At 64.2% G+C, this 13,327-nt stretch carries 11 protein-coding genes; 10 read left to right on the top strand and 1 reads right to left on the bottom strand.

Annotation, left to right across the window (positions count from 1 at the left end):
- Position 1 precedes the first annotated feature (1 nt).
- Positions 2-598, top strand: a complete 597-nt coding sequence (locus tag SPBM01_RS20360) for a winged helix-turn-helix domain-containing protein (RefSeq protein ID WP_262504277.1) — start codon at positions 2-4, stop codon at positions 596-598.
- Here SPBM01_RS20360 and SPBM01_RS20365 read toward each other — a convergent pair.
- A complete protein-coding gene (locus SPBM01_RS20365; RefSeq protein WP_262504278.1) occupies positions 553-1,239 on the bottom strand; it encodes a TetR/AcrR family transcriptional regulator in 687 nt (228 codons plus the stop codon). The two genes, SPBM01_RS20360 and SPBM01_RS20365, sit on opposite strands and share 46 nt — an antisense overlap.
- An 89-nt stretch (positions 1,240-1,328) precedes the next feature.
- On the opposite strand from SPBM01_RS20365, the gene SPBM01_RS20370 reads away from it, so the two are divergent.
- From SPBM01_RS20370 to nirD, 9 genes are all read left to right on the top strand, one after another.
- On the top strand, positions 1,329-2,846 hold the full coding sequence (locus SPBM01_RS20370) for an efflux transporter outer membrane subunit (protein WP_188063266.1): 1,518 nt from the start codon (positions 1,329-1,331) through the stop codon (positions 2,844-2,846).
- Complete coding sequence (locus SPBM01_RS20375) at positions 2,839-3,987, top strand: EmrA/EmrK family multidrug efflux transporter periplasmic adaptor subunit (protein ID WP_188063267.1); 1,149 nt, start codon at positions 2,839-2,841, stop codon at positions 3,985-3,987. The genes SPBM01_RS20370 and SPBM01_RS20375 overlap by 8 nt, the downstream gene beginning before the upstream one ends.
- 15 nt (positions 3,988-4,002) lie before the next feature.
- Positions 4,003-5,532, top strand: coding sequence for a DHA2 family efflux MFS transporter permease subunit (locus tag SPBM01_RS20380; protein WP_188063268.1), 1,530 nt, complete (start codon positions 4,003-4,005; stop codon positions 5,530-5,532).
- 73 nt (positions 5,533-5,605) lie between these two features.
- Positions 5,606-6,187, top strand: coding sequence for an ANTAR domain-containing response regulator (locus SPBM01_RS20385; protein ID WP_188063269.1), 582 nt, complete (start codon positions 5,606-5,608; stop codon positions 6,185-6,187).
- A complete protein-coding gene (locus SPBM01_RS20390) occupies positions 6,184-7,398 on the top strand; it encodes an ABC transporter substrate-binding protein (RefSeq protein WP_188063270.1) in 1,215 nt (404 codons plus the stop codon). Before SPBM01_RS20385 ends, SPBM01_RS20390 begins: the two co-directional genes overlap by 4 nt.
- A 214-nt stretch (positions 7,399-7,612) precedes the next feature.
- A complete protein-coding gene (locus SPBM01_RS20395) occupies positions 7,613-8,857 on the top strand; it encodes a nitrate/nitrite transporter (RefSeq protein WP_188063271.1) in 1,245 nt (414 codons plus the stop codon).
- A gap of 92 nt (positions 8,858-8,949) precedes the next feature.
- Positions 8,950-10,170 carry an alginate export family protein gene (locus SPBM01_RS20400; RefSeq protein WP_188063272.1) on the top strand — a complete coding sequence of 407 codons (1,221 nt, stop codon included), beginning with the start codon at positions 8,950-8,952 and terminating at the stop codon, positions 10,168-10,170.
- A gap of 203 nt (positions 10,171-10,373) precedes the next feature.
- Entirely contained in the window at positions 10,374-12,896 is a 2,523-nt protein-coding gene (gene nirB, locus SPBM01_RS20405; RefSeq protein WP_188063273.1) for a nitrite reductase large subunit NirB, read from the top strand.
- A 5-nt stretch (positions 12,897-12,901) separates the two neighbouring features.
- Positions 12,902-13,237 carry a nitrite reductase small subunit NirD gene (gene nirD / locus SPBM01_RS20410; protein WP_188065861.1) on the top strand — a complete coding sequence of 112 codons (336 nt, stop codon included), beginning with the start codon at positions 12,902-12,904 and terminating at the stop codon, positions 13,235-13,237.
- Positions 13,238-13,327: the final 90 nt, after the last annotated feature.

The following is a 13,327-nucleotide window of genomic DNA, read 5'->3' on the forward strand; positions in this document are numbered from 1 at the left end:
TGTGGGCAGGCGCATGGAATGTCATGGATTAGGCAGCGATTTCATGCCGGTGGCGCAGGCGCTGAGCGCGCGCGGTTTCGATGTGGCGATGCTGGCGATCGGTGGGCATCAGCCCAGCGTGAAAACCGGCGACGCGACCATATTATGGCAGGGGGAGGATGATCCCGCTGCCCGCGCCCGCGCGCTAGAGGGCGGCGCGCAGGATGTGGTCGGGCCGTGGATGCACCCGGCCGAAACCGTGGCGCGGATCATCCGGCTGGCACAGGCGGACCAGCCCCGGCTGGTGCTGGGCGACCTTATCATCCATCTGGTCGACCGGCGTGTCGAGCGGGATGGGCGGGCGGTGCCGCTGCTGGCGCGTGAATATGCGTTGCTGCTGTATCTGGCGCGGCGACCGGGCGAAGCGGTCAGCCGCGACGCATTGCTGCACGCGGTCTGGCGGTTGCGGCAAGACCCCGGCACCAACAGCGTGGAAGTACATATGTCGCGGTTGCGGGCGAAGGTCGATCGCGGCTTTGGCCGGGCCTTGCTGCATACTGTGAAGGGGCGGGGTTATGCGCTCTGTCCGGCGGGATTTTCCGTGCCGTCGGGCGCATAGGCGCGCAGGAACAGGGCGACGGCGAAATCGGCATCGGCGTGGATTTGCGCGGGGGAAGCACGCTCGATCTGGCCCATCAGCATCTGTTGATGGCCCCCTGCCATCGCCAGCGCCATCAGCGCGCGGGCGGCGTCCATCGTATCGGCACGGCGCAACTGGCCCCGCGCCATCGCGCCATCCAGAAAGCCCGCCATCAATATCCGCGTATTCCGGGGTGCCAGGTCAAAGAAGATGCGGCTGAGTTCGGGGAAGCGCCGTCCTTCGGCAATGATGAGGCGATTGAGCGCGATCGCTTCGGGCGACGTCACCTTTTCCACCATGCTGCGACATGCGCGGGTCAGGGTGGGACCGATGTCGCCCTGTGGGTCCAATATCTGCGACAGGCGCGCGCGATACGCCTTGGCCACCCGGTCCAGCACGGCGGCGAATAAATCCTCTTTCGACGGAAAATGGTTCCATAACGTGCCTTTCGACCCGCCCAATGCCGCCGCTATTCCCGACATGGTGGTCCCGGCATAACCATGGTCGAGGAAATAGGTTTGCGCCACGGTCAGGATGGCATCGCGCCGGTCCTGCCGTCGGGCTTCCCTGCGCCCCGCAGGCGGCGGGCCGGGGGGCGGAGGGGCATCCACCATCGTCATAAAAGCGTACCATATAGTATGGCAATTTTGTTGACAAGGGTAGGCGGGAGCGGCAAAGGCGAATTTCATACTAGGTGGTACGGTTTGTTATGACGGTGAGTCGCATGGCCCTTCCTTCCCGCGCGATGACGGCGGCGTTCGCAGCCTTGCTGCTGGCGTCCTGTGCGGCGGTTCCCGATCTTGGTACCAAGCCGGTCGTTCGCGCCGCGCAAAGCGTGGAAGCGCAGCGCAGCCTGCCAGGCGCGACCGAGGCGCTCTGGCCCCGCGACGATTGGTGGAGTGGCTATGGCGACGCGCAACTGACCGCGTTGATCGAGGAAGGACTGCGCAACGCGCCTGACATGGCGATCGCTGCGGCCCGTTTCCGTTCGGCGCAGGCCATAGCGCAGCAGGCGGGGGCCGCGTTGCTGCCATCGGCCGATCTGGACGCGAAGGCCGGGGCGACCAAGCAAAGCTACAATATGGGCCTGCCCAAGGAATTCGTGCCACAGGGTTGGCTCGGCACCGGCCAGCTTGCGCTCAATCTGGGTTTCGACCTGGACCTGTGGGGCAAGAACAAGGCGGCGCTGGCCGCCGCCACGTCGCAGGCGCGGGCAGCGGAACTGGACGGGCTACAGGCCCGCCTTGCGCTGACCACTGGCATTGCCGACGCCTATGCCGATCTGGCGCGCCTGTATGACGAAGCCGACATTGCCCAGCGCACGCTGGACATTCGCCTCGCCAGTCAGAAACTGGTGGCGCAGCGGCGCGCAAACGGGCTGGAAACGCGCGGCGGCGTGCGGCAGGCGGACGCCACCGTTTCGACCGCACGGGCGCAGCTTGCAGGCGCGCGCATGGCCATCGAATTGCGGCAGCATCAGATTGCGGCGCTGGTCGGCGCAGGGCCGGATCGCGGGCTGACGATCACGCGGCCGCAACCGGGCAAGCGCGCGGCGATGGGCCTGCCCGCCGATGTCACGACCAATCTGGTCGCGCGGCGGCCCGATATTGCTGCTGCGCTCGCCCGGACGGAGGCTGCGGCCAAGCAGATCAAGGTGGCGCGCGCGGATTTCTTCCCCGCCGTTCGGCTGAGCGCGCTGATCGGCCTGCAATCATTGGGCTATAACACGGTGTTTAACAATGGTGCCGCCAATGGCGTGGCCCAGCCCTTCGTCAACAATCTGTTCAACAAGGATTCGCTGTTCGGCAATGCCGGGCCGGCGGTCAGCCTGCCGATCTTTCATGGCGGCGCATTGCAGGGCCAGTATCGCGGCGCACGCGCCACTTATGACGAAGCGGTCGCGGCCTATGACAGGACCGTGCTGGCCGCCTACAGGGAAGTGGCCGACGCGGTCACCAGCCGTCGCACGCTCGACGCGCGGTTGACCGATGCGCGCGCAGCGATGACGGCATCGCAGGAAGCCTATGGCATCGCGCGCAAACGTTATGAAGGCGGGCTGTCCACCTATCTCGACGTGCTGAATGTGGAGGACCAGTTGCTGTCCACGCGCCGCGCGGTTGCCGATCTGGAAGCCAGCGCTTTTTCACTCGACATCGCTCTTATTCGTGCGCTGGGCGGCGGCTTTGCCGACGGCGCGATCCAGTCCGGGGACAATGCGCATGGCTGACGCCGCATCCGAAACCATTACCGACACCAGCGACACGACCGATGCCGGTCGCGCCAGCACGCGCAAGACATGGCTGACCCGGCTGGCGCTGCTGGTTATCATCCTGGGCCTGATCTGGACCGCCTGGTATCTGCTGGTCGGGCAGAATGAGGTCGGCACCGACAATGCCTATGTCAACGCCGACATGGCGCAGGTGACGCCGCTGATTTCCGCGCAGGCGACGCAGGTGCTGGTCACCGATACGCAGATGGTCAAGCGTGGCGACATATTGGTGAAGCTGGACCCCACCAATGCCCGCATCGCCGTGGCGCAGGCGCAGGCTGATCTCGCGCTGGCGCAGCGCCGCTTTCGCCAGACGGCGGCGACCAGCGGCGCGCTGTCGGCGCAGGTCGATGCGCGCGGGGCCGACATTCTTCAGGCGCGCGCTCAGTTGGCCAGCGCGCAGGGCGATTATGACAAGGCCCGTGTCGACCTGAACCGGCGGGAGGCTTTGGCCCCCGATGGCGCGGTGTCGGGCGATGAACTGACCAGCGCGCGCAAGGCGTTCACATCGGCCCGCGCCGCGCTCGACCTTGCCCGTGCGGGCGTGACCACGGCGCAGGCGACCCGCAGCGCGGCGAGCGGCCAGCTGGCCGCGAACGACGCGCTGGTGCGCGGTGCCAGCGTCGATACCGACCCGTCGGTCATGGCGGCGCAGGCGAAGCTGGATGCGGCCAAGCTGGACATGGACCGCACGATCATCCGCGCGCCGATCGACGGCGTGGTGACCAAGCGGCAGGTGCAGGTGGGTCAGCGCGTCGCGCAGGGCAGCGCGATCATGACCATCGTCCCGCTGGCGCAGGTCTATGTCGACGCCAATTTCAAGGAACGCCAGCTGCGCGGCGTGGCCGTGGGGATGCCCGCCAAGGTCACGTCCGACCTGTATGGCAGCGACGTCGTCTATCATGGCAAGGTCGTGGGCTTTGCCGGTGGCACCGGATCGTCGCTGTCGCTGATCCCGGCGCAGAATGCGACCGGCAACTGGATCAAGGTGGTGCAACGGGTGCCGCTGCGCATCGCGCTGGACCCCAAGGAACTGGCGGCCCATCCGCTGCGTGTCGGCCTGTCGATGGAGGTCGAGATCGACCTTTCGGCCAAATAGAGGACGACTGGCGACATGAGCGGCGCGGACGATATTTTCTCGCGGCTGTCGCCGCGGACCCGGACATTGGCGGGACTTGTGCTGGCCATGAGCAATTTCATGGTCGTGCTGGACCTGACCATCGCCAATGTGTCGGTGCCGCATATCGCAGGCAATCTGGGCATATCGCCCGATCAGGGGACGTGGATCATCACGTCCTACGCCGTTGCCGAGGCGATCTGCGTGCCGCTCACCGGCTGGCTGGCGCAACGCTTTGGCGTGGTGAAGATGTTCACTTGGTCGATGGTCGGCTTTGGCCTGTTTTCCGTGCTGTGCGGCCTGTCCATGTCGCTGACCATGCTGGTCGCCTGCCGCATTGGCCAGGGGCTGTGCGGCGGGCCGATCATGCCGATGTCGCAAACGCTGATGCTGCGCATCTTTCCCCCCGAACAGAGGGGACGGGCGATGGGGCTGTGGGCGATGACCACGCTGCTCGGCCCGGCGATGGGACCGATCATCGGCGGTTACATCAGCGACAACTGGTCCTGGCACTGGATATTCTTCATCAACCTGCCGATCGCGGTCGTGTGCGTATTTGCGGCACAAGCGCTGCTGCGTCCGGTGGAAACCGAAACGGCGCGCGTGCCGATCGACCGGATGGGGCTGTTCCTGCTGATATTCTGGATCGGCTGTTTGCAGATCATGCTGGACATCGGGCGCGACCATGACTGGTTTGCCGATCCGCTGATCGTCATATTAGCGTTGCTGGCGGCGATTGGTTTTGCTGCGTTCATCATCTGGGAACTGACGGAAAAGCATCCGATCGTGGATCTGCGGGTGTTCCGTCATATCGGCTATACGTCGGGCGTATTCACGCTGGCGCTCTGTTTTGGTGCCTATTTCGCCGGCATCGTCGTCATTCCCCAATGGTTGCAGACGTCGCAGGGCTATACCGCGACATGGGCGGGCATGTTGACGGCGATGACTGCCGTGGCGGCGCTGATGGCGGCGCCGGTCGCGGCAAAGATGATGGCGAAAACCGACCCGCGCCTGATGATTTCGGGGGCCGTCGCCTGGCTGGGCCTCATGACGCTGTGGCGCGCGCAATGGACCAGCGGGATCGATTTCTGGTCGATGGCCGCGCCGCAATTCATTCAGGGCTTTGCCATGCCCTTTTTCATGATTCCGCTGACGACGCTGACGCTGGGATCTGTCGAGCCGGATGAAACCGCGTCTGCGGCAGGGTTACAGAATTTCCTGCGCACCATGGCAATTGCGGTGTCCACATCGCTGGTCCTGACCGGCTGGGGCGATGCGCAGCGTGTGTCGCGCAACGACCTTGCCGCCAATTTGCAGCCCACCGATACGCTGTCGACGCTGGCGGCAATGGGCTTTTCGCCGGAACGCGCGCGGCAGATGATTTCCAATATCGTCGAACAGGAAGCGATCGTGATGGCGGTCGATCATATCTTCCTGATATCGGCAGCGGTGTCCTTCTTTGCCGCAGCGATCGTGTGGCTCGCGCCGCGCCCAAGGGCAAACGTGGACACGTCCGCCGCGCATTGAGCGCTGCGGGTGCCTTCCGCCAATTGACGCGGCGCAGCATCACGGCCACCTAGGGGCGCGAAGGGGCGGGACAATGCGAATCGTCATCATCGATGACAGCGGCCTGCGTGCGAGTGTCCTGGAGGAAGGGCTGCGCGACGCGGGTTATGACGATATTCATATCGTGCCGCCGCGCGGCGGGTTCGTCGCGCGGTTGGAACGCATGGCCCCCGATGTCGTGCTGATGGACCTGGGCAGCCCCAGCCGCGACACGCTGGAAGAAATGTTGTCGGTCAGCCGTGCGCTCGCCCGGCCGATCGCCATGTTCGTGGACCAGTCCGACGACGCGATGATCGGCGCGGCGATCGACGCGGGCGTATCTGCCTATGTCGTCGATGGTCTGCGCAAGGAACGGGTCAAGCCCGTGCTGGAACTGGCGGTGCGCCGCTTCAATGCCTTTGCCAAGATGCAAAGCGAACTGGACGAGGCGCGCACGGCCTTGTCCGATCGCAAGGTCATAGACCGGGCCAAGTCCATCCTGATGAATCAGCGCGCTTTGTCGGAACAGGATGCCTATGCGCTGTTGCGGTCCGCCGCGATGAACCAGGGCAAGAGGATCGTGGAGGTCGCACAGGCACTGATTACCGCCAGCGACCTGCTGGGAGGAGGATTATGACGACGAGCCTGCGTATCGCCTTCCTGCCGTTGACCGATGCGGCCGTGCTGGTCGCCGCGCGCGAACGCGGTTTTGCGGAGGAAGAAGGCATCGCCCTAGACTTGGTGCGCACCACCAGTTGGGCGACGTTGCGCGACCGGCTGGTCTATGGTCAGGTGCAGGCCGCCCATATGCTGGCCCCGCTGGCGGTTGCGGTGACGCTGGGGCTGAGCCAGCAGCCTGCGCCGCTGGCCGCGCCCTACAAACTCAACGTCAACGGCAACATGCTGGTGATGGCGTGCGAATTTGCCCGCGCGCTGGACCCGAACCTTGTCAGTCGTCTGGCCGATCCGCTGGGGACCGCGCATGATTTTGCCGCCGCCATCGGCCTGTGGCGGCGCAAGCCGGTAATTGGCGTCGTCCACCGTTTTTCCAGCCATGCCGTCATGCTGCGTTACTGGCTGGCGAGCGCGGGTATCGATCCCGACCGGGACGTGGTGCTGCGCGTGCTGCCGCCGTCGCTGACGGTGGAAGCGATGCGAGGCGGGGAGATTGACGGTTTCATCGCGGGCGAACCGTGGGGCAGCGCTGCGGTCGAGGCGGGACTGGCCGAAACTGTGGCGATCGGCGAACGCATCTGGCAGCGCGGGGTGGAAAAAATACTGGCCTTCCGTGAGGCGTGGATGGAGGAAAATCCCGATACGGTCGACCGGCTGCTGCGCGCGCTGGCGCGGGCGGCGACATGGTGCGACGACCCGGCCCATCATGGCGATCTGGCCGACCTGCTCGCCCGGCCCGATTATGTCGATCAGCCTGCCGACATCATCCTGCGCGCCCTGTCGGGTGGCATAGTGGCGCGAGCGGGCGAAGCGCCGATTCCCAATCCCGATTTTCTGCTGTTCGCGCGCGAAGCCACGCCCTTTCCGTGGCGCAGCCAGGCATTGTGGATCTATTCGCAACTGGTGCGCTGGAACATGGTCGATCATGACCCGGCGACCGCCGCGAAAGCGGCTGCGGTGTTCCGGCCCGACATTTTCCGCCGGGCGCTGGTGAATAGCGACATGGCCATGCCGGGCGCCAGCATGAAAGTGGAAGGGGCGCTGGGTTCTCCCCTGGCGGTGGGATCGCGCCGGGGCGAATTGACGCTGGGACCGGACCGATTCTTCGACGGGCGCATGTTCGACCCGGAACGGATCGAGGAGTTTCTTGCTTCCTTTCCGCCGCTGCGTTGAAAAAGCCGTGAAAATTGTGCCTTGCAACATGATGCGATTCGCGGGATAAAGGCATTGTCGCGCGATGAAGCGCGTTTATACGGATGTGCGTTCCCAAGGGCGGGACTGCCATCCCCATCCACATCGCAGCAAAGCCGCTGACCGGACATGCCATAGGGCGTCGTCCGGCCTGCGGCTTTTTTTCGTGTCCAATTCCGTTTTCTGGGGACGTATCATGGCAACTGCTTATTGGGATCGCGACAAGGAGGGTGAGCAGCCCGCCGTCGCGACCAGCTTCTGGAAGGCCGGCCACACGCCGACCCTTATCGCCGCTTTTCTCTATTTCGACCTTGCCTTCATGGTGTGGGTCTTGCTGGGGCCGCTTGCCCCGATGATTGCCACCACGCTGGCGCTGACCCCGGCCGAAAAGGGGCTGATGGTCGCCACGCCGACGCTGATGGGCGCGCTGCTGCGCGTGGTCAACGGCCTGCTGGTCGACCGTATCGGCCCGAAATTGTCGGGCGCGATCAGCCAGGTGATCGTCATCGTCGGCTTGTTCACGGCCTGGATGATGGGCGTCAGCAGCTTTGAAGGCACGCTGGCGCTGGGCGTCGTGCTGGGCTTTGCGGGGGCAAGCTTTGCCATCGCGCTGCCGCTGGCCAGCCGCTGGTATCCGCCCGAACATCAGGGCAAGGCAATGGGCCTGGCCGGTATGGGCAATAGCGGCACGGTATTGGCGTCGCTGTTCGCCCCGGTGCTGGCCAAGCTGTTCGGCTGGAACGCGGTGCTGGGCCTGGCCTGCATCCCGCTGTCGATCGTGTTCGTGGTCTATATGATCATGGCGAAGGACGCGCCCAATGCGCCAGCACCAAAGAAGATCGTCGATTATTTTCAACCGCTTAAACAAGCCGATGCCTGGCTGCTCATGGCCTTTTACGCCGTCACCTTCGGCGGTTTCGTCGGGCTGGCCGCTTCGCTGCCCATCTACTTCACAGACCAGTTCGGCCTGACGCCGATCGTGGCGGGGTACTGCACCGCAGGCTGCGTGTTCGCCGGGTCGCTGGTCCGTCCGATGGGCGGGGCGCTGGCCGACAAGATCGGCGGCGTGAAAGCGTTGATGATCGTCTACATCATTGCCGCCATCGCGCTGGCCGGGGTCGCTTATGCCACCACCCTGCCTGCGGCGCTGGGCCTGTTCGTCCTTGCCATGCTGGCGCTCGGCACGGGCAATGGTTCGGTGTTCCAACTGGTGCCGCAGCGGTTTCAGGCCGAAATCGGCGTGATGACCGGGCTGGTCGGCATGGCTGGCGGCATTGGCGGCTTCTACCTTGCCAGTTCGCTGGGCTTTGCCAAGCAGCTGACCGGCAGCTTTTCCGCCGGGTTCCTGATCTTTGCCGGGCTTTCGGTGCTGGCCTTCGTCGGCGTCGCGCTGGTCAAGGCCCGCTGGCGCGCAACCTGGACCACGGGCGCACGCATCTGATTTGACGAGTTTGGAGGGGCGGGGGCGGACCTTCCCAAGGAAGGCCGCCTCCTTAACAGTGTCGCAACATCATCCAGGGGGGATGAATTTCCATGAAATATATGATCGCAACGGCGGCCACATTGGCCGTCGCAGGGAACGCCATGCCTGCTGCACATGCTCAGGACATCGTCCTCAAGCCCGTCGCCGAAGCCCGGCTGCGCTACGAACAGGCCGACCAGAAGGGGCTGGCGAGCGAGCAGTCCGACGCGCTGACCGTGCGCGCCCGTGCTGGCCTGACCGCCAGCAGCGGCGCGCTGTCGGCGACCGTGGTGGGGCAGGGGACGCTTGCGGTCATCGACAAATATTATGACGGCCTGAATGGCGCTGCGACTCGGCCGATCGTTGCCGATCCTGAAAATATCGCGCTCTACATCGCCCAGCTGCAATATAAGACCAAGACACTGACACTCACCGGCGGGCGGCAGAAAATCGCGCTGGATGACGAACGCTTCGTCGGCAATGTCGCCTTCCGTGACAACGGCCAGACGTTCGACGCGGTGCGCGCCGAACTGACCCCGGCCAAGGGGCTGAAGGTGGACCTGTCCTACGCCTGGAGCGTGCGCACCATCTGGGGTTTTCAGGGCAAAAATGCGCGGCAGCAGGCGGTGAGCGGCGACAATATCTTCGCTAACCTGTCCTACGTCACGCCCATCGGCGCGCTGACCGGCTTTGCCTATCTCGTCGATCAGGATGAAGCCGCGATGCAGGGCTTTCGCATGTCCAGCCAGACCTATGGCGTGCGGCTGGCAGGCGCGCGTCCGCTGTCGAAGGTGGCGAAGCTCAGCTACCAGCTCAGCTATGCGCGCCAGTCGGACTATCACCGCAATCCCAACGATTACAGCGCCGACTATTGGCTGGCCGACGCGACGCTGGACGTGAAGGGATGGAAGCTCAACGCAGGCTATGAAGTGCTGGGCGCGAGTCGGGGTGCCGCTCTCACCAGTTTTCAGACGCCGCTCGGCACCAATTTCAAGTTTCAGGGCTGGGCCGACAAGTTTCTGATCACCCCTGCCAATGGCATCCGCGACCTGTATGTCGGCGGCGGTTATGGCTGGAAACAGCTGGGTCCGCTGTCGGGCGTGGCGTTGATGGCGACCTGGCATCGCTTCGACAGCGACCGGCTGGACCAGCATTATGGCAATGAGATCAACCTTATCGCATCGGCGAAGGTGAAAAAGACGGCCCTGTCCGTCCGCTACGCCCGTTATGATGCCAAGGTGACGGCGACCGACACTCACAAACTGTGGATTCAGGCCGACTGGGCCTATTGATCGACCGCGAACGGAATCGCTTGAGCGTGTCGGCGATTCCGTTTATGGTGCAATGCAAGAGGACAGAGTTGTCCTTCCAACCATAGCCAATATGATCCAGGGACGGGTCGTTGCGGCACTTATGATGGCAAAGCCGCCATCCTGACTTCCGGTTCTAACCGGGGGTCAGGATGGCGGCTTTTTTGTTTTCTGGAGTGACGAGGATGGAATTTCAGGACGGAGTGAGTCCGGTGACGGACAGCGGGGACGACATCCTCGTACCGATGGACGATGTGCGCGAGCATCTGGTCGTGGTCGGCAACGGCATGGCCGGGTGCCGCGCGGTGGAAGAATTGCTGGCGCGCGACGCTGGACGCTACCGCGTCACCATCTTCGGCGCGGAACCGCATGTGAACTATAACCGCATCATGCTGTCGCCGGTGCTGGCGGGCGAAAAAACGTTCGATGACATCGTCATCAACGACCGCGCCTGGTATGCCGACAATGACATCGAACTGATCGTCGCGGACCCGGTGACCGCCATCGACCGCGCAGCCAAGAGCGTCACTGCCAATAGCGGCCGCACCGTGCATTATGACAAGCTGCTGATCGCCACAGGGTCCGACCCGTTCATCATCCCGGTGCCGGGCAAGGATCTGCCCGGCGTCATCAGCTTCCGCGACATGCAGGATGTCGACACGATGCTGGCGGCGGCTGAGGCTGGCAAAACGGCGGGAGGCGGCAGCGCCGTCGTGATCGGCGGCGGCCTGCTGGGGCTGGAAGCGGCGCACGGGCTGACGTTGCGCGGCATGAAGGTCACCGTCATCCACCTGATGGACACGCTGATGGAACGTCAGCTGGACGAAGCGGCAGGCTGGCTGCTCAAGAGCGCGCTGGAAGCACGCGGCCAGACGATCCTGACCGGCGCGAACACTGCCGAAATCTTTGGGCAAGGCAAGGTCGAGGGCGTTCGTTTGAAGGATGGCCGCGAAATCCCCGCCAGTCTGGTCGTGATGGCCGTGGGCATCCGCCCGTCCACTGCGCTGGCGCGCGAAGCGGGGCTGGCGGTCAATCGCGGCATCCAGGTCGACGATCATATGGTCACCAGCGACGTTGACGTGCTGGCGGTCGGCGAATGTGTCGAACATGACGGCAATGTCTACGGCCTGGTCGCGCCGCTGTGGGACATGTGCCGCAGCCTGGCCGATGGCCTGACCGACCGGCACACAGGCTATAAGGGCAGCGTGACCTCCACCAAGCTCAAGGTTGCGGGTCTGGACGTGTTTTCCGCCGGCGATTTCTCCGGCGGCGAAGGGTGCGAGGATATCGTGCTGCGCGACGCTTCGCGCGGCGTCTACAAGCGCGTAGTCGTCAAGGACGATCGCGTCATCGGCGCGGTGCTGTATGGCGATACCGCTGACGGTGGCTGGTATTTCGACCTTCTGAAAAAGGATGAGGATGTCGCCGACATTCGCGACCTGCTGATCTTTGGCCAGTCCTTCGCCTCTGGAGGAGGCGTGATGGACCCTAAGGCGGCCGTTGCAGCGCTCTCGGACGATGCCGAGATTTGCGGCTGCAACGGCGTGAGCAAGGGGCAGGTCGTCGCCTGCATCGAAAAGGGCGCGTGCAGCCTGGACGCGGTGCGCGCGGGCTGCAAGGCTTCGGCCAGCTGCGGCAGCTGCACGGGGCTGGTCGAAAATATCCTGGCGCTGACGCTGGGCGACGATGTCCAGTCCGGGCCGAAGACGATGTGCAAATGCACCAGCTTTGGCCATGACGATGTGCGCCGCGAAATCGTGGCGCAGGACATGCGTTCCATCCCCGAAGTGATGCAGAAACTGCACTGGTCCACGCCCGACGGCTGTTCTTCATGCCGGCCTGCGCTCAATTACTATCTGCTCTGCGCGCTGCCCGGCGTCTATGTCGACGATCAGCAGAGCCGCTTCGTCAACGAACGGATGCACGCCAATATCCAGAAGGACGGCACCTATTCGGTCGTTCCGCGCATGTGGGGCGGCCTGACCAACCCGCGCGAATTGCGGGCGATTGCCGACGTGGTCGAAAAATATGACGCGCCGATGGTGAAGGTCACCGGCGGCCAGCGGCTCGACATTTTCGGCATCAAGAAGGAAGATCTGCCTGCCGTCTGGGCGGATCTCAATGCGGCGGGCATGGTATCCGGCCACGCCTATGGCAAGTCGCTGCGCACCGTCAAAACCTGCGTCGGGTCCGAATGGTGCCGCTTTGGCACGCAGGATTCGACGGGCCTTGGCGTCAAGACCGAGCGGATGACCTGGGGGTCGTGGATGCCGCACAAGTTCAAGATCGCGGTGTCGGGCTGCCCGCGCAATTGCGCGGAAGCCACGATCAAGGATTTCGGCATCGTGTGCGTCGATTCGGGCTATGAACTCCATGTCGGCGGCAATGGCGGCATTCATGTCCGCGTCACCGATTTCCTGTGCAAGGTATCTACTGAGCAGGAAGCGCTCGATTACTGCGCCGCCTTCACGCAGCTTTACCGCGAGGAAGCCCGCTATTTGGAGCGCACCGCGCCTTGGATCGAACGGGTAGGGGTCGATTATGTCAAAGCCCGGATCGCGGACGATGACGCAGGCCGCGAAGCGCTGCGCGCCCGTTTCCTCTATTCGCAAAGTTTCAGCCAGGACGACCCGTGGGCGCAGCGCGCCGCCGGTGCCGAAACCGAGCTGCACCAGCATCTCCAGCCCATCTCCATCGCTGCGGAGTGAATGACATGACCGACTGGATCGACATCGGCACATTGGCCGACATTCCCCAACGCGGCGCGCGCACCGTCCATATCGGCGGCGAAAAGGAAATCGCCGTTTTCCGCACCGGCGACGACCATGTGTTCGCGCTGATCAACGAATGCCCGCACAAGAAAGGGCCGCTGAGCCAGGGCATCGTCCATGGCCACAACGTCGCCTGCCCGCTGCACAACTGGAACATCGCGCTGAAAACCGGGGAGGCGCAGGGCGAGGATAAAGGCTGCACCCCCACGATCGCGGTGAAACAGGAAGATGGCCGCATCCTGATCGCCCGGCCTGTTTCGATGAAGGATGCGGCGTGAGGAAGCACAACCAAAAGCCCCTCCCCTTCAGGGGAGGGGTTGGGGTGGGGGCGTGCCTGAGACGCTGCGCCCGATGGATAGCCCCCACCC

The organism is Sphingobium sp. KCTC 72723 (genome assembly GCF_014280435.1).
Classification (GTDB): Bacteria; Pseudomonadota; Alphaproteobacteria; order Sphingomonadales; family Sphingomonadaceae; genus Sphingobium.

Bases quoted from the DNA above. Each gene is read 5' to 3' on its own strand.
- SPBM01_RS20395 (WP_188063271.1), top strand. From the start codon at position 7,613: ATGGCAACTGCTTATTGGGATCGCGACAAGGAGGGTGAGCAGCCCGCC.
- SPBM01_RS20390 (WP_188063270.1), top strand. From the start codon at position 6,184: ATGACGACGAGCCTGCGTATCGCCTTCCTGCCGTTGACCGATGCGGCC.
- SPBM01_RS20375 (WP_188063267.1), top strand. From the start codon at position 2,839: ATGGCTGACGCCGCATCCGAAACCATTACCGACACCAGCGACACGACC.
- SPBM01_RS20365 (WP_262504278.1), bottom strand. From the start codon at position 1,239: ATGACGATGGTGGATGCCCCTCCGCCCCCCGGCCCGCCGCCTGCGGGG.
- SPBM01_RS20400 (WP_188063272.1), top strand. From the start codon at position 8,950: ATGAAATATATGATCGCAACGGCGGCCACATTGGCCGTCGCAGGGAAC.
- nirB (WP_188063273.1), top strand. From the start codon at position 10,374: ATGGAATTTCAGGACGGAGTGAGTCCGGTGACGGACAGCGGGGACGAC.
- SPBM01_RS20370 (WP_188063266.1), top strand. From the start codon at position 1,329: ATGACGGTGAGTCGCATGGCCCTTCCTTCCCGCGCGATGACGGCGGCG.
- SPBM01_RS20380 (WP_188063268.1), top strand. From the start codon at position 4,003: ATGAGCGGCGCGGACGATATTTTCTCGCGGCTGTCGCCGCGGACCCGG.
- SPBM01_RS20385 (WP_188063269.1), top strand. From the start codon at position 5,606: ATGCGAATCGTCATCATCGATGACAGCGGCCTGCGTGCGAGTGTCCTG.
- nirD (WP_188065861.1), top strand. From the start codon at position 12,902: ATGACCGACTGGATCGACATCGGCACATTGGCCGACATTCCCCAACGC.